This window comes from Mycobacterium sp. ITM-2016-00316, assembly GCF_002968335.2.
In the GTDB taxonomy this organism is placed as follows: domain Bacteria; phylum Actinomycetota; class Actinomycetes; order Mycobacteriales; family Mycobacteriaceae; genus Mycobacterium.
This window is the reverse complement of sequence record NZ_CP134398.1, coordinates 1,302,002-1,316,235: the sequence shown is the minus strand read 5'-3', so window position 1 is coordinate 1,316,235 and position 14,234 is coordinate 1,302,002. Positions and strand designations below refer to the sequence as shown.

Genomic DNA, 14,234 nt, shown 5'->3' with positions numbered 1-14,234 from the left:
ACATGAGCCTCGCGCCGGCCCTACCCCTTTCGGGTGGGGCCGGCGATGCTGTGGGTGCTACCCCGTCACGCCGGCTTGTCGGCCCGGATGACGACGATCTTCTCCTCGCGGCATCCTTTGTCCAGGCGTCCGGTCCGCTCCAGCCAAGCCGCCTGTTCTCCGAGCACCGCGCCGAAGCGGATCTGCTCGTCGAGCATGATGCGGGCGTCGAGCCCACTGCCGCGAAGCTGTTCGAGCGAGCGGTCGATATCGGACAACTCCGAATGGACCAACAGCAGTGTGCCGCCGTCCACCAGCATGGCTGCGGCGGACTGACAGAGCGGATCCAGGATCAGTCGACCATCCGGTCCACCGTTCCACGGCGTGCTGGGCGCGCCCCACGCCCCGGCCGCAGCGCCCCCACTGTCGGGCTCAGTGGGCACGGAGGGCGGATTACACGCCACCACGTCGAACGGAGCGCATTCCAGCGCCTGTGTCCACGACCCCAGCCGGATGTCGATCCGTGCACCGGCCACCGACGCGCGGGTGCGCGCGTACTGCACGGCGCGCGGGCAGATGTCGAAACCGGTGACACTGGCGGCGTCCAGGCCGACGGCCGCCATCGCAACCACACCGCTACCCGAGCACAGATCCAGGACCCGGCGCCCCGCCACCGGGGCGCCCCGCTGCAGGGCCTGCACCAAGAGGTACGAATCCTGTTGCGGCCGATACACGGTGGCGTAGTCCGACGCCATCCTGGTGATCGTCGTTCTCATCCCAGTTCCGAGCGCAAGGCGGTGAGCAGAGGTTTGGCCGCCTCGGACAGAAACTGATCCTGGGTGTCCCCACCGATCTGGACCAGCGCGATATCGGTGAAACCGGCGTCCCGGTAGGGTCGCACCGCGTCGACGATGGCGTCGAGATCGGGCCCGCACGGTATCGCCGATGCCACGTCGTCCGGCCGGACGAATTTGGTGGCCGCGGCGAAGCCTGCCGGGGTGGGCAGGTCGGCGTTGACCGGCCACCCGCCGGCAAACCACCTGAACTGATCGTGAGCACGGGCTATCGCATCATCGCGGTCGGGATCCCAGCAGATGGGCAGCTGTCCGATGACTCGGCCCTCGGTCAGGCCCATGCCCTGTCGTTCGGTATGCCAGCCCTGCACGACATCGACATCCGGTGCGGTATCGATGAGATGGTCGGACAGCACGGCCAGTTGCCCGACAGCCCGCTCACCTGCCATCGCGACCGCCAAACCCACCGGCACCTGCGGAAGATCCCACAGTCGTGCGGATTCGACGGTGAAGAACTCGCCACGGAAGTCCACCAACTCCCCGCTGAACAATTCGCGAATGAGCTTGATCGCCTCGGCGAGCATGTCCAGCCGGCGGCCCGCGGTGGGCCAGCCCCTTCCCACGACGTGCTCGTTGAGGTTCTCTCCGCTGCCCAGTCCGAGCGTAAACCTGCCGTCGGCGAGAATCTGCAGGGTCGCGGCCTGCTGCGCGACCACCGCGGGGTGATACCGCATGGTCGGGCAGGTCACATAGGAGTACAGGTTCACTTCGGCGGTGGCATGAGCCACCGCGCCCAGCACCGGCCAGGCGTTGGGCGCGTGGCCCTGAGCCGCCAGCCATGGCGAATAGTGATCACTGCAGACCTCGAAGTCGAAACCGACCTGTTCGGCGGAAACCGCATGGCGAACAAGATCTTTCGGACCAGCCTGCTCGGTCATCAAGGTGTATCCGAATCTGGTCATGGCCCCCGCATACCCGTTCACCCCGTGGGCAAACGCGGCGACCGGTCCTCGGCGCTCCGGGCTTCGGGTGTCCCGGCCCGAACGCGGAGGGCCACCGGCAAGACCAGCCAGAAGGCCACGATGCCCGCCCCGGTGAGCGTGCCCGCCAAGACCCCGGCCCATACATCGAGCACCGCCCCGAAGATCAGCACCATCACACCGGACAGGGTGAGTGCCAGTAGCAGGATGCCGGCGTAGGCCAGTCGGTGCGCGGTCAACACGACGATGTCCAGCCGATGGCGACGGAACAGCAGTCGGTGAATGCCGATCGGCGCGATCAGCAACACCGTCGCACCGATCGAGCAGGACACCGTGACCAGGTAGACGATCCGCAGTTCGGGACGCAGATCCTCGAAACCGTCGTGGAACGGCAGGGTCAGCAGCAGACCCGTCAGGAGCTGAACTCCGGTCTGCACCACCCTCAGCTCCTGCAAAAGGCTGGACCAGTTACGGTCCAGCCTTTGCGCACTCGTCTCGTGACGAGCGTGTTCGTTCCAACGGCGGTCCTGCTCCAGGTGATCCACGTCGACCTCGTCGGTCGTCGTAAGTCCCGGTCCGCTAGTACCAGGCGCGCCTGCCGGCGACCGGCCGACCGATCGCACCGAGCGCCCAGAAGACGGCTCCGACGACCAGCAGCACGACACCGATCACCCACAGCAGATAGACATCCAGCACGAGTCCGAGAATCAGCAGTATTGCTCCGACAACGATCACGACGCCCTCATTTCCATCGGTCCCATCGAACTGGGTTCCGGCAGTTTGCAATCCGTCACTTTGGGGTTGACGCCGCCGTAGTTGAGTGGCCCGGCGACCACGGTCAGCGCGATGGTCCCGGCGGTTGCACAGTTGGCAGCCCCACTGTCGAAGTAGTCGCGCTGAAACGCCGCGAACACTCCGATCAACAACCAGATCAACACGAGCGTGCCGATGAGTCCGCGTCCCATGGAAGCCTCCAATTGCCTTGGATGAATGCAGACGACGGGTACCCCTTTGACGTTCCCGTCAAACCTCGTTCGCGGGCCGGATTTGGGCGCCCCGGTCGATGTTTCATACACCGGGCCCTCGGGAAGCCTCAGGTGGTGCGGGACACCAATCCACTCCCGTAGCGGAAAGGTTGAACATGACTGACAAGAAGACAGGTCCCGAATCCGGCGTCAGCGGCATGGTCGAAGACGTCAAAGGCAAGGCCAAGGAAGCCGTCGGCTCCGTCACGGGCCGCGATGACCTCACCCGTGAAGGCCAGGCCCAGCAGGACAAGGCCGACGCCGAACGCGATGTGGCCAAGAAGGAAGCCGAAGCCGAGAGCGCTCGCGCCGGCGCCGATGCCGCCGAGGGACGCCAGAAGGCCGAGCAGTAGCGGCCCACCGGACCGGCCCAGCCCAGCTCCCCCGCGGGGCTGGGCCTTTCCGCGTTCGGGGCTAGCTGGCCGGCCGCTGCCGGGTGACCTCGGGATGCTCTGCATACCAACGTTCCTCGATGCGGCGCACCCGGACGTGTTCGACCGCCATCCACAGCGCTCCGATGATGAAGCCTGCCGCCGAGAGCGAGCCGAGCATCAGGCCGACATCATGGTGCCGGGTGGCGAAGGCGGCCAGGCAGCCGACGAACAGTACGAGGGCCACGCCGATCACGATCAGCGCGGGCATGATCACGTTGTCTTTCATGGACTCGCCGGCATGCGTGCGGGTCGTGCGGGTGTGGTCTACAGGATCTTTGGGGCCTCTCATGGCGTCTCCTTCTCCCCAACCTGACCCGTTACCGGGCTATGTCAAGAGTAGGACGGTGCGTCCTTTGCTGCGGCCGAACGCCGTCATCCGCCGAACCCCGCGAGCGCCGGAAGGCTCATGGTCAGCACCGTCATCATCAGCAGCATCAGGAACCAGCCGGCACCCTGCCAGGCCCACCATGTCTGCCGGCGCTTCCAGGTTCGATAGGTCTGCAGGAACGCGTGGACTCCGCCGCCGAACAAGATCACCGGCGCCCCCAGGGCCAGTGCGAGGCGTTGCGGGCGCCCACACGTCACGGAGTCGACGACGGCACTGTGGCAGCCCCTGGTAAGCGCGGCAGCCAGGATAAGGAACAGCACACCGAGCGTGGCCGTCACCAGACAGAAGCGGATAGCCGAGCGCACCTCGGGGTCGTCCCGTCTGACTCTCGGTTCCGCGCGCACGGCACTCACTCCACGAAAATTCCGGAGCGTGGCATACCTGGGGTGCCCACCACCATGGGCGTGGGATGCCCGAGCGGACGCGGGCGCAAACGTCAGGATCCGACGCGCAGGTGGGCGGTCAGCAGCAGACGGTCGTACACGCTGCGGTGCGGTAGCAGCTCCTGGTAGTCGAGTTCGAGGAAATCCTTGGCGATCTGCTCTGTGAGGGCCCGCAGCTTCGTGTTGGTCTCCTGCGACCGCCATTTCAGCAGCTCGAAGGCGGCATCGGCGCTGATGCGGTAGATCAGCATGAGCATCCCCTTGGCCTGTTCGATACCGCTGCGGGCCTCGGCGATCTCGGCGACGGCCTCGCTCACCCGTTCCTGCTGTTCGCGCACACCCGTCCGCCCCGAGGGGGTGGCGTCGATGTAGAAACCGTGGGTGCCGATGACGGTGCTGCCGTCCTCGGCGAACAGCTGATCGGCGACGACCACCACATGGTGGGTGACACCGTGGGTGTCGACGATCCGGTGCCGCGTGCTGAACGCCGCGCCGGTACGCCGGATCTCCGCCAGCGTGGCCGAGACCTGCCCGTAGTCATCCGGATGTTTGTGCGCGAGCACCAGTTCGGTGGTCGGTTGCACCGTGCCGGGCTCGTAGCCGTGCATGCGCTGCACCTGTTCGGACCATTCCCACCGCTCATCGGCGAAATGGAACCGGAACCAGCCGACATGCTGATGTTCGCCCGCTGCGAGTGCGAGCTCTTCCTCCGGCTGGTTGCCGACGTGTTGTCCATCGCTCATTTCGAGATGGATTATGCCCGTTCATCCAGCCCTTCGGCGATGCGCTTGATAGCCGAAAGACGACGATCCCATTGCTGACCGATCACCGTCAGCTCGGTGCCCAGCGCGCTGAGCCGGGCACCGAGTGCGCGATAGCGGATCTCGCGACCGGCCCGGACCGACTCGACCAGGCCGGCCTCGGCCAACACCGAAAGGTGTTTGGCGATCGCCTGCCTGCTCACCGGCAGGCGGGTCGCCAGCGCGCTCGCCGACAGCTCGGCAGCACCGAGTTCGGTGAGGATGCGCCAACGAGTGTCGTCGGCCAGCACGGCCAGCAGAGTCGGCGGGTCCGGCGCAGCAGAGTCGGGCGTCACGACGCCGACGTCAGGAACTCGACCAGTTCACCGAGTTCGGCGGTCCACCCGCCCTGATTCTCCGCATGCGCCGTCTCGGCGTTATGCAACTGTTCGAATCCGCTTTCCACCAGCGCGAGTCGGGTTCCGCCGTCGATCTCGACGAGCTCGATGCGCACCACGGTCGAGTTCCCGGGCACCGGGTCGGTGTCGGCCTCCCGGGCCCACCGGTAGACCAGCAGCCGAGGCTTTTCGGCCTGTTCGACCAGCACCCGGAACTTGCCGTGCGCGGGCCAGCCGAAGTAGCCGGTGCCGCCGGCGACGGCCTCGAACTCGGCGCTGTCGCCCAGCCATTGGGCGATCAGATCCGCTTCGGTGAGCGCCGCCCACACTTTCGTGATGGGTGCGGCGATATCGATGCTGCGGGTGATGTCTAGCGTGTCCATGAGTGCTCCCTCGTCGGCTTATGTGCAACTTGAGGATTGCACATGCCGCCCGGGTTACGCAACCCCATGGTTGCACTTGACGTCATCGGCGCTGTCGGACGGGTCGCCTACCATGCGTGCGTGCGGATCAAGATCGTTCTGGCGGTAGGCGTCACCGCCGGTGCCGTCGTTTACACCGCGGGCGGCGGCTGGCCACTGGCGCTGACCGCGGCACTGCTCGCCCCACTCGCGGTGGCTGCCGTACCGCACTTCCTGACGGGCTTACGCACCCCGGCCCCGAACGAGAATCCGATCGACACCATGTCCGGGACCGAGTTCGAGGACTACATCGCGCGGATCGCCCGCTCGTGCGGCACCCCGGTCATCATGACGTCCATCACCGGGGATTGGGGTGTCGATCTCGTCATCGGCCGTCGCCCGGATCGCCTTGCCGTGCAATGCAAACGGATGAACCGTCCGGTCGGCACCAGCGCCGTCCAGGAGGTGGTGGCCGGTGCCGCGATGCAGGACTGCACCCACACCATGGTGGTGACCAACAACGAGTTCACACCGGCGGCAAGAAAACTGGCCGAACGCCACGAGTGCATCCTGGTCAGCGGCGCCGATATCCCCCGACTCAAGGGGCTGATCCGCGGCTTGACTACATCCCGCTGAGCACGTCGCGCACCGCGTCCACCGCGGTGTCGATCTCGGCGGCCGTCACCGTGAGGGCTGGGCGGAAGCGCACCGAATCCGCGCCGCTGGCCAGCATGATCACCTGCCGGGCCCACAGCCGCCCGATCAACTCGTCACGCTCGGCGGCGGTCGGCATGCTGAACGCGCACATCAGCCCGCGGCCACGCGGATCGAGCACACGGCCGGGGAACTCCTCGGCCAACCCCCGCAGCCCCTCCAGCAGACGCTGCCCCGCCACGGCGGCATCGGCGATCAGATCGTCGGCCTCGATGACCTCCAGGATGCGCCGAGCGCGCACCATGTCGGTGAGGTTGCCACCCCAGGTGGAATTGATCCGGGAACTGACGTGAAACACGTTGTCGGCAACCTCATCGACGCGCCCGCCGGCCATCACACCGCACACCTGGGTCTTCTTGCCGAAAGCCAGCACGTCCGGCGTAACCCCCAATTGCTGGTAGGCCCAGGCCGTTCCGGTGATACCGCAACCGGTCTGCACCTCGTCGAAGATCAGCAGCGCGTCGAACTCGTCGCACAGCGCGCGCATCGCCGCGAAGAACTCCGGGCGGATGTGCCGGTCACCCCCCTCGCCCTGGATGGGCTCGGCGATGAAACAGGCGATGTCGTGCGGATGGGCCTCGAATGCGGCGCGAGCCTGGCGCAGCGACTCGGCCTCCAAGTCGGCGATCTCGACATCCGGGCGCAGGTAGGGGGCGTCGATACGCGGCCAGTCGAACTTCGGAAAGCGTGCGACCTTGTTGGGGTCGGTGTTGGTCAGCGACATCGTGTAGCCGCTGCGACCGTGGAAAGCGCCGCGTAGGTGCAGGACCCGGGTGCCCAGCGCCGGATCGATGCCGTGGGCCTCGTTGTGACGGCTCTTCCAGTCGAAGGCGACCTTCAACGCGTTCTCGACGGCGAGCGCTCCCCCGTCGACGAAGAACAGGTGCGGCAGCGCCGGATCACCGAGGACCCGGGCGAACGTCTCGACGAAGCGCGCCATCGGCACGGTGTAGATGTCGGAGTTGCTCGGCTTGTTCACCGCCGCCTGCGCGAGTTCGGCGCGGAACGCCTCATCGTCGGCCAGGGCGGGGTGATTCATACCCAGCGCCGACGAGGCGAAGAACGTGAACATGTCCAGATAGCGGCGGCCGTCGCGGGCGTCGACGAGGACCGACCCGCGGGATCGTTCGAGGTCGAGCACCAGGTCCATGCCGTCGGCCAGCATGTTGCGGCCCAGCACATCGTGCACCTGACGGGCCGGGATGTGGTCGGGGCACTGGCGGTCAGCGGAAGTCAGAACGGCGGTCATGGCGCCATCCTAACGCAATTTTTACGCCCCCCGCACCATCTGACAGGAACTATTCCGGCAGGTTGGTTCTTCCGTCGTAAAAAGTCTGTAAGATGATGGTGCTTCGCGTGCGGACATTGGCCGCCGTGCGGATGCGCTGCAGCAGGTCTTCCAGCGTCCGCGCCGAGGCGACACGCACCAACAGCACATAGCTCTCATCGCCGGCCACCGAATAGCACGACTCGATCTCATCGATGTGGCGCAGCCGAGCCGGAGCATCATCGGGTTGAGAGGGATCAAGAGGAGTGATGGCCACAAACGCCGACAGCATGTGCCCGACGGTCTCGGGGTTGATCCGGGCCGTGTACCCGGTCACCACACCGCGGGATTCCAGTCGACGCACCCGCGACTGCACCGCCGACACCGAAAGCCCCGCGGTCGCGGCAAGGTGTGCCAGCGTCGCCCGTCCATCCGTGATGAGCTCGCGCACCAGGATCCGATCGATATCGTCGAGGTGCTCGGTGTCGACCATGGCCGGAGACTATCGCAGATGACCGTTCCCACTTCACAGCTGCGCGCATCGTTCGCCGCTGCGCTGTCGCAGATGTACGGCGCGGAGGTCCCCGCCTACACCACCCTTGTCGAGGTCACCGCCGAGGTGAATCGCGATCACACCGGCTCGGCGGCCCTCGGCTCGCCGGGTCGGGTCACCGCGGAACGCCACGGTGCGATCAGGGTCGGCAGCGCCACCGAACTTGCCGACGCCGCCGACCTTTTCGCGGCATTCGGCATGTTCCCGGTCGGGTTCTACGATCTTCGCGAGGCGGCCTCCCCGGTGCCGGTAGTGTCGACGGCGTTCCGGCCCATCGATATAGACGAGTTGGACGCTAACCCCTTTCGGGTGTTCACCTCGATGCTCGCCACCGACGACGCGCGGTTCTTCTCCCCCGACCTGCGCACCAGGGTGGGCACCTTCATCGGCAGTCGTCAGCTCTTCGATCCGGCGCTGATCGCCCAGGCCCGCCGCATCGCCATCGACGGCTGCCCGTCCGCGGACGCCGAGGACTTCGTGCGCCGAGCCACCGCGACGTTCGCGCTGTCCCAAGAGCCGATCGACAAGGCCTGGTACGACGAGTTGGCGGCGGTGTCGGCGGTGGCTGCCGACATCGCCGGTGTGCAGACCACCCACATCAACCACCTCACGCCCCGCGTGCTGGACATCGACGAGTTGTACGCCCGGATGACCGCTCGCGGCGTCACCATGATCGACGCGATCCAGGGACCGCCACGCACCGCCGGGCCCGCGGTGCTGCTACGCCAGACTTCTTTTCGGGCGCTCGCCGAACCGCGACGGTTCCGCGGTCGGGATGGCGCGGTGACCGACGGCACGCTGCGAGTGCGCTTCGGCGAGGTCGAGGCACGCGGTGTGGCGCTCACCCCGGCGGGTCGCGAACGTTACGACGCGGCCATGGCCGATCCCGGTCGCTGGCACGCGTACTTCCCGGACACCCATGCGGCCATGGCCGCCGAGGGTCTCGCGTACTACCACGGCGGGGATCCGGCGAAACCAATTGTCTACGAGGACTTCCTGCCGGCATCGGCAGCCGGCATCTTCCGCTCCAACCTCGATACCGATGCCGAACCGGTGCACGAATCCGACGCGTCGGGCTACAACCTCGATTGGATGTCGGGCGCCATCGACCATCACATTCACGACCCTTACGCCCTCTACGAGAAAGCGGCATCATGACCGTCATGCAGACCAGTACCCTCCCCACCGCCGATGACCTCCGTGACCGGGTACGCGTCGCCTTGCAGGCGATCGGCGCCGACGCCCGGCTTGAGGCACCGAACGGGCCGGGGCTGCCCGCGGGCAGCCCGATCAGCGGCGCCGTGCTCTTCACTGTTCCCGAGCACACCGCGGCCGAGACCGATGACGCCATCGCCGCCGCCGCGGCGGCCTTCCTCGGCTGGCGGACCACTCCGGCTCCCGTGCGCGGTGCGTTGGTGGCGCGGCTCGGGGAACTGCTCACCGAGCACAAGTCCGATCTCGCCACGCTGGTGACGGTGGAGGCCGGCAAGATCACCTCCGAGGCGCTCGGCGAGGTGCAGGAGATGATCGACATCTGCCAGTTCGCCGTCGGGTTGTCCCGCCAGCTCTACGGCAAGACGATCGCCTCCGAACGGCCCGGCCACCGACTCATGGAAACCTGGCACCCGGTCGGTGTGGTCGGCGTCATCACCGCCTTCAACTTCCCGGTAGCGGTGTGGGCGTGGAACACCGCGGTCGCGCTGGTGTGCGGGGACACCGTGGTCTGGAAACCGTCGGAATTGACCCCGTTGACCGCCATCGCGTGCCAGGCGCTGCTCGAGCGCGCCTGCGCCGACGTCGGCGCGTCGGAGAACGTCGCCCGCCTCATCCAGGGTGGCCGCGAGATCGGTGAACAACTCGTCGACGATCCCCGGGTCGCGTTGGTGAGCGCGACCGGTTCGGTGCGAATGGGTCAGGCGGTCGGCCCGCGGGTGGCTCGCCGTTTCGGCAAGGTACTGCTGGAACTCGGCGGCAACAACGCCGCCATCGTCACCCCGTCAGCGGATCTCGACCTCGCGGTGCGCGCCATCGTGTTCTCGGCGGCCGGGACGGCCGGGCAGCGGTGTACGACGATGCGACGGGTGATCGCGCACTCCTCGATCGCCGACGAGCTGTGCCGACGGATCGCCGCGGCATACAAGACGCTGCCCATCGGTGACCCCTCCGTCGAGGGCACCCTGGTGGGCCCGCTGATCCATGCCCGCGCCTACCGCGACATGGTCGGTGCACTGGAGGCCGCCCGCGCCGACGGCGGCGAGGCCATCGGCGGGCACCGTCACGACATGGGTGACGAGGGCGCCTATTACGTGGCACCGGCGCTGGTCCGGATGCCCGAGCAGACCGAGGTGGTACACAACGAGACCTTCGCCCCGATTCTGTACGTGCTGACCTACGACGATCTGGACTCCGCGATCGAGCTGAACAATGCGGTGCCGCAGGGACTTTCGTCGGCAATCTTCACCACCGACGTCCGTGAGGCAGAGCGGTTCATGGCCGCCGACGGTTCGGACTGCGGTATCGCCAACGTCAACATCGGTACCTCGGGCGCCGAGATCGGCGGCGCGTTCGGCGGCGAGAAGCAGACCGGCGGCGGCCGGGAGTCCGGATCGGACTCCTGGAAGGCCTACATGCGCCGGGCCACCAATACCGTCAACTACTCGTCCGAGCTGCCGCTCGCCCAGGGCGTGCAGTTCGGCTGAGCGGGGCCGGGTCCAACCCCGGGTCGATGCGCTCCTGCCCGCCGCACGTAATATCGCGGGCTGTGAGCGAGCAGGTCGAACAGAGAGAATTCCAGGCCGAGGCCCGTCAGCTGTTGCAGCTGATGGTGCACTCCATCTACTCCAACAAGGACTCGTTCCTGCGGGAACTGGTCTCGAACGCCTCCGACGCGCTGGACAAGTTGCGGCTCGCGGCGTATCAGGACAAGGACCTGGACGTCGACACGTCCGACCTGCACATCGAGATAGATGCAGACAAGGCCGCAAGGACGCTGACCATCCGCGACAACGGGATCGGCATGTCCCGCGACGAGGTCGTCGACCTGATCGGCACGCTCGCCAAGTCGGGTACCGGCGAGTTGCGCCGAAAGCTCAGCGAGGCGCAGCAGCAGGGCGAGGTCAGCGACCTCATCGGTCAATTCGGTATCGGTTTCTATTCGACGTTCATGGTGGCCGACTCGGTCGTCCTGCTGACCCGCAAGGCCGGCGAGAGCACCGCCACCCGTTGGGAATCCAGCGGCGACGGCACCTACACCATTGCGGCCGTCGACGATGCTCCGCAGGGCACGTCGGTCACCTTGCACCTCAAGCCCGAGGATGCCGACGACGAGTTGCACGACTACACCGCGCCGTTCAAGATCCGGCAGCTGGTCAAGAAGTACTCGGACTTCATCTCCTGGCCGATCCGGATGCAGGTCGAGAAGACGGCCCCGGCCACCGAGGACTGTGGCGAGCCGACCGTCACCATCGAGACGGAGACCGTCAACTCGCGCACCGCCTTGTGGGCGAAGTCCAAGAGCGAGGTCTCCGAGGAGGAGTACCGGGAGTTCTATCGGCACATCGGCCATGCGTGGGATGAGCCACTCGATGTCATCGCGATGAAGGCCGAGGGCACGTTCGAGTATCAGGCGCTGTTGTTCATCCCTTCGATGGCACCGTTCGACCTGTTCAACCGCGACGGGCACACCGGCGTGCAGCTGTACGTCAAGCGGGTCTTCATCATGAGCGACTGCGACGAGCTCATTCCGGAGTACCTGCGGTTCGTCAAGGGTGTCGTCGACGCACAGGACATGTCGCTCAACGTGTCTCGTGAGATTCTGCAGCAGGACCGCCAGATCAAGGTGATCCGGCGCAGTCTCACCAAGAAGGTGCTCTCGGCGATCAAGGAGCTGCAGGCAAACCGCCCGGATGACTACGCGACCTTCTGGACGCAGTTCGGCCGCGCGTTCAAGGAGGGGCTGCTCTCCGATACCGACAACCGCGACACCGTGCTGGGCCTGTCGTCATTCGCGTCCACGTTCAGTCCGGAAACGCCCACGACGCTGGCCGACTACGTGGGACGAATGAAGGACGACCAGGAACAGATCTTCTATGCGACCGGCGAATCACGCCAATTGCTGGAGCACTCTCCCCATCTGGAGGCTTTCAAGGCCAAGGGCTATGAAGTACTGCTGCTCACCGACCCGGTCGACGAGGTGTGGGTCGAATCGGTGCCGGAGTTCGGCGGCAAGGCACTGCAGTCGGTGGCCAAGGGCGAGGTCGATCTCGGCTCCGCAGACGACAAGGCCGATACCGACCGCAGCGACTTCGCCGATCTGCTCACTTGGCTGCAGGAGACGCTCGACGAACACGTCAAGGAAGTGCGGCTGTCAACCCGACTGACGTCGTCGCCGGCCTGCCTGATCACCGACGCCTTCGGCATCACCCCGCAGTTGGCGCGCATGTACCGCGCCTCCGGTCAGGAGGTGCCCGTGGGCAAGCGGATCCTGGAGCTCAACCCCGATCACGCCCTCGTCGCGGGTCTGCGGGACGCCCTGGCGTCGTCACCGGACAGGCTCGCCGATACCGCCGAGTTGCTGTACGGCACCGCTCTTCTCGCCGAGGGCGGGTCCCTCGACGACCCGGCGCGCTTCGCTGCCATTCTCGCTGACCGGTTGGCCAAGACCTTCTAGGGCCGGCCACACAGGCCACGGGTCGCCTCTGACCGGGGCACGTTGGCGTGGTTCGCCGTGGCGGGTCCGGCGGCGTGCTCCCCGCCGGCCCCGCCTGCGTGGGCGGTGTTCTCTGTGGAGTTGTCAAGGTGCCGTGCGGGTTTGGTTATGCGGCGGTGGGCAGGTCGGTCATGGTGCGTCGGGCGTGGGATCGCAGATGTGCCGGTTCGGGGCCGGCCGGGTCATGGGGCGGGATGAACCAGGGGTGGCGGTCGGCGCCGAGGTAGACCTGCCAGCCGCCGTGGTGGATCGCGGTGTGGTGCAGTCGGCACAGCAGCACCCCGTTGTCGATGCTGGTGCGCCCGCCGCTGCTCCAGGGTTGGATGTGGTGGGCGTCGCACCACGACACCGGACGCCCGCACCCGGGGTGCGCGCACCCACGATCGCGGACCGCCAACCCTTTCCGGATGGCGGGTGTGAACAGTCGCTCGCTGCGCCCGACGTCCAGCGGTGCGCCGGCGGCGTCGATGGTCACCGAGGTCAGGGTGCTGTCGCACATGATGAGGTCGGCGGTGCGGGTGCTGACGGGCCCGCCGAATCCGAGAAAGTCCACGGATCCAGCTGCGGCGGGGCGGGTGAGGGTGACGTGCGGGAGCACGCCCCCGCTCATCGGGCGCAGGGAGCTCGACAGGTAGGTCCGCATGATCTGACCGAACGCGTCGGCGCGGCGGCGCCCGGTCGGGCGTGGGTCCGGGGACCCGTCGGGCAGCGGTATCGGCCGGCACAACGGGTCCAGCGCGGCGAGCAGTTCTTCCGCGGTGAGCGCGTCGAGATCCAGGCTGGCCGCGACCCGCCCGTCCTCGGTCTGCACCACAGTCATGTCGTTGAGGTCAGTGTTTTCGGCGACCGGCACCACATCCTCAGCCTGCGGCGATACGGCGGCCTTCGCGATGGCGATCTCGCGGGCCTTCTTATCGACACCGGAGGGTGTGGTCTCGATCATCAGCGTCGTCACGACAGCGGCCCGGTCCTCATCAGACAACGCGACCCTGCCGGACACATGCGCGACGCCCTTGCCGACCGCGTCGGCGAACTCGATACCGACCCCACCAAGGCGCTGCAACTGCGTCAACGCCGGCAAGGTGTGCGCCGCCCGGCCCACCCGCGCAGCCCGGTACGCCGCACCCGGCGCCACACCCAGACTGGTGAGCAGATCGGCCCCCGTGCGCAGGTGCTTGCGTGGCGGGATCCCAGCCCGCTCGGCGGCCGCGACCGCTTGGGCGATCACATGATCGAACAGATTGCGCAAGGTCACCGCCGCCGCCAGCACCGCCAACAGGGGTGGTTCATCAACGATCCGGCGGGGACTGTCGAGCAGATGACACAACCGGCGATCGGCGTCATCCTCGGGTGCAGGCACCGGGGTGAGGTCATCAATCAACGCATCAATGAACGTGTCGAGATCAGTGGCGTCCATGTGGATACCGACTTTCACAGAAGGTGCCCAACGGGCACGATCAGTCAATACGG

18 protein-coding genes are annotated in these 14,234 nt (G+C 66.9%); 5 read left to right on the top strand and 13 right to left on the bottom strand.

Going from position 1 to position 14,234, the window contains the following annotated elements:
• Positions 1 to 65 precede the first annotated feature (65 nt).
• Genes C6A86_RS06340 through C6A86_RS06320 form a run of 5 tightly spaced genes read right to left on the bottom strand, consistent with a single transcriptional unit; the run spans position 66 to position 2,730 of the window.
• Entirely contained in the window at positions 66 to 755 is a 690-nt protein-coding gene (locus C6A86_RS06340; RefSeq protein WP_199196279.1) for a methyltransferase, read from the bottom strand.
• Positions 752 to 1,735, bottom strand: a complete 984-nt coding sequence (locus C6A86_RS06335; RefSeq protein ID WP_199196280.1) for an LLM class F420-dependent oxidoreductase — start codon at positions 1,733 to 1,735, stop codon at positions 752 to 754. The genes C6A86_RS06340 and C6A86_RS06335 overlap by 4 nt, the downstream gene beginning before the upstream one ends.
• A gap of 17 nt (positions 1,736 to 1,752) precedes the next feature.
• Positions 1,753 to 2,298 (bottom strand): DUF6328 family protein, encoded by a 546-nt coding sequence (locus C6A86_RS06330; protein WP_105364431.1) that lies wholly within the window; start codon positions 2,296 to 2,298, stop codon positions 1,753 to 1,755.
• A 34-nt stretch (positions 2,299 to 2,332) separates the two neighbouring features.
• Complete coding sequence (locus tag C6A86_RS06325) at positions 2,333 to 2,488, bottom strand: hypothetical protein (protein ID WP_105364432.1); 156 nt, start codon at positions 2,486 to 2,488, stop codon at positions 2,333 to 2,335.
• A complete protein-coding gene (locus C6A86_RS06320; protein ID WP_199196282.1) occupies positions 2,485 to 2,730 on the bottom strand; it encodes a hypothetical protein in 246 nt (81 codons plus the stop codon). The genes C6A86_RS06325 and C6A86_RS06320 overlap by 4 nt, the downstream gene beginning before the upstream one ends.
• A 164-nt stretch (positions 2,731 to 2,894) precedes the next feature.
• On the opposite strand from C6A86_RS06320, the gene C6A86_RS06315 reads away from it, so the two are divergent.
• The gene (locus tag C6A86_RS06315; protein ID WP_105364434.1) at positions 2,895 to 3,131 is read left to right on the top strand and encodes a CsbD family protein; all 237 of its coding nucleotides are present in this window, start codon (positions 2,895 to 2,897) and stop codon (positions 3,129 to 3,131) included.
• Positions 3,132 to 3,192: 61 nt separating this feature from the next.
• Here the strand turns inward: C6A86_RS06315 and usfY are convergent, their stop codons facing one another.
• The 5 genes from usfY to C6A86_RS06290 all read right to left on the bottom strand — a co-directional run bounded on the left by usfY (position 3,193) and on the right by C6A86_RS06290 (position 5,504).
• A complete protein-coding gene (gene usfY, locus C6A86_RS06310) occupies positions 3,193 to 3,501 on the bottom strand; it encodes a protein UsfY (protein ID WP_105364435.1) in 309 nt (102 codons plus the stop codon).
• An 83-nt stretch (positions 3,502 to 3,584) separates the two neighbouring features.
• A complete protein-coding gene (locus C6A86_RS06305) occupies positions 3,585 to 3,878 on the bottom strand; it encodes a hypothetical protein (RefSeq protein WP_396834827.1) in 294 nt (97 codons plus the stop codon).
• Between the two features lie 158 nt (positions 3,879 to 4,036).
• On the bottom strand, positions 4,037 to 4,726 hold the full coding sequence (locus C6A86_RS06300; protein ID WP_105364436.1) for a PAS and ANTAR domain-containing protein: 690 nt from the start codon (positions 4,724 to 4,726) through the stop codon (positions 4,037 to 4,039).
• 11 nt (positions 4,727 to 4,737) lie between these two features.
• Complete coding sequence (locus C6A86_RS06295; protein ID WP_105364437.1) at positions 4,738 to 5,079, bottom strand: helix-turn-helix transcriptional regulator; 342 nt, start codon at positions 5,077 to 5,079, stop codon at positions 4,738 to 4,740.
• A complete protein-coding gene (locus C6A86_RS06290) occupies positions 5,076 to 5,504 on the bottom strand; it encodes an SRPBCC domain-containing protein (protein ID WP_105364438.1) in 429 nt (142 codons plus the stop codon). The genes C6A86_RS06295 and C6A86_RS06290 overlap by 4 nt, the downstream gene beginning before the upstream one ends.
• Before the next feature lie 120 nt (positions 5,505 to 5,624).
• Between C6A86_RS06290 and C6A86_RS06285 the strand changes: the two genes are divergently transcribed.
• Positions 5,625 to 6,158, top strand: coding sequence for a restriction endonuclease (locus C6A86_RS06285; RefSeq protein ID WP_233213092.1), 534 nt, complete (start codon positions 5,625 to 5,627; stop codon positions 6,156 to 6,158).
• Here the strand turns inward: C6A86_RS06285 and lat are convergent.
• Both lat and C6A86_RS06275 read right to left on the bottom strand, forming a co-directional pair.
• Positions 6,145 to 7,485, bottom strand: coding sequence for an L-lysine 6-transaminase (gene lat / locus C6A86_RS06280; RefSeq protein ID WP_105364440.1), 1,341 nt, complete (start codon positions 7,483 to 7,485; stop codon positions 6,145 to 6,147). The two genes, C6A86_RS06285 and lat, sit on opposite strands and share 14 nt — an antisense overlap.
• Before the next feature lie 49 nt (positions 7,486 to 7,534).
• Positions 7,535 to 7,996, bottom strand: a complete 462-nt coding sequence (locus tag C6A86_RS06275; RefSeq protein WP_105364441.1) for an Lrp/AsnC family transcriptional regulator — start codon at positions 7,994 to 7,996, stop codon at positions 7,535 to 7,537.
• 18 nt (positions 7,997 to 8,014) lie between these two features.
• Between C6A86_RS06275 and C6A86_RS06270 the strand changes: the two genes are divergently transcribed.
• The 3 genes from C6A86_RS06270 (at position 8,015) to htpG (ending at position 12,725) form a co-directional block, all read left to right on the top strand.
• Positions 8,015 to 9,214 carry a VOC family protein gene (locus C6A86_RS06270; protein WP_105364442.1) on the top strand — a complete coding sequence of 400 codons (1,200 nt, stop codon included), beginning with the start codon at positions 8,015 to 8,017 and terminating at the stop codon, positions 9,212 to 9,214.
• Positions 9,211 to 10,755: an aldehyde dehydrogenase family protein gene (locus C6A86_RS06265; RefSeq protein WP_105364443.1), complete on the top strand. Its 1,545-nt coding sequence runs from the start codon at positions 9,211 to 9,213 to the stop codon at positions 10,753 to 10,755. The genes C6A86_RS06270 and C6A86_RS06265 overlap by 4 nt, the downstream gene beginning before the upstream one ends.
• A gap of 62 nt (positions 10,756 to 10,817) precedes the next feature.
• Entirely contained in the window at positions 10,818 to 12,725 is a 1,908-nt protein-coding gene (gene htpG, locus C6A86_RS06260) for a molecular chaperone HtpG (RefSeq protein ID WP_105361978.1), read from the top strand.
• Between the two features lie 145 nt (positions 12,726 to 12,870).
• Here htpG and C6A86_RS06255 read toward each other — a convergent pair whose 3' ends face one another.
• On the bottom strand, positions 12,871 to 14,181 hold the full coding sequence (locus tag C6A86_RS06255) for an HNH endonuclease signature motif containing protein (RefSeq protein ID WP_105361983.1): 1,311 nt from the start codon (positions 14,179 to 14,181) through the stop codon (positions 12,871 to 12,873).
• Positions 14,182 to 14,234 lie beyond the last annotated feature (53 nt).

Bases quoted from the DNA above. Each gene is read 5' to 3' on its own strand.
- C6A86_RS06340 (WP_199196279.1), bottom strand. From the start codon at position 755: ATGAGAACGACGATCACCAGGATGGCGTCGGACTACGCCACCGTGTAT.
- C6A86_RS06335 (WP_199196280.1), bottom strand. From the start codon at position 1,735: ATGACCAGATTCGGATACACCTTGATGACCGAGCAGGCTGGTCCGAAA.
- C6A86_RS06315 (WP_105364434.1), top strand. From the start codon at position 2,895: ATGACTGACAAGAAGACAGGTCCCGAATCCGGCGTCAGCGGCATGGTC.
- usfY (WP_105364435.1), bottom strand. From the start codon at position 3,501: ATGAGAGGCCCCAAAGATCCTGTAGACCACACCCGCACGACCCGCACG.
- C6A86_RS06300 (WP_105364436.1), bottom strand. From the start codon at position 4,726: ATGAGCGATGGACAACACGTCGGCAACCAGCCGGAGGAAGAGCTCGCA.
- C6A86_RS06290 (WP_105364438.1), bottom strand. From the start codon at position 5,504: ATGGACACGCTAGACATCACCCGCAGCATCGATATCGCCGCACCCATC.
- lat (WP_105364440.1), bottom strand. From the start codon at position 7,485: ATGACCGCCGTTCTGACTTCCGCTGACCGCCAGTGCCCCGACCACATC.
- C6A86_RS06275 (WP_105364441.1), bottom strand. From the start codon at position 7,996: ATGGTCGACACCGAGCACCTCGACGATATCGATCGGATCCTGGTGCGC.
- C6A86_RS06270 (WP_105364442.1), top strand. From the start codon at position 8,015: ATGACCGTTCCCACTTCACAGCTGCGCGCATCGTTCGCCGCTGCGCTG.
- C6A86_RS06265 (WP_105364443.1), top strand. From the start codon at position 9,211: ATGACCGTCATGCAGACCAGTACCCTCCCCACCGCCGATGACCTCCGT.
- C6A86_RS06255 (WP_105361983.1), bottom strand. From the start codon at position 14,181: ATGGACGCCACTGATCTCGACACGTTCATTGATGCGTTGATTGATGAC.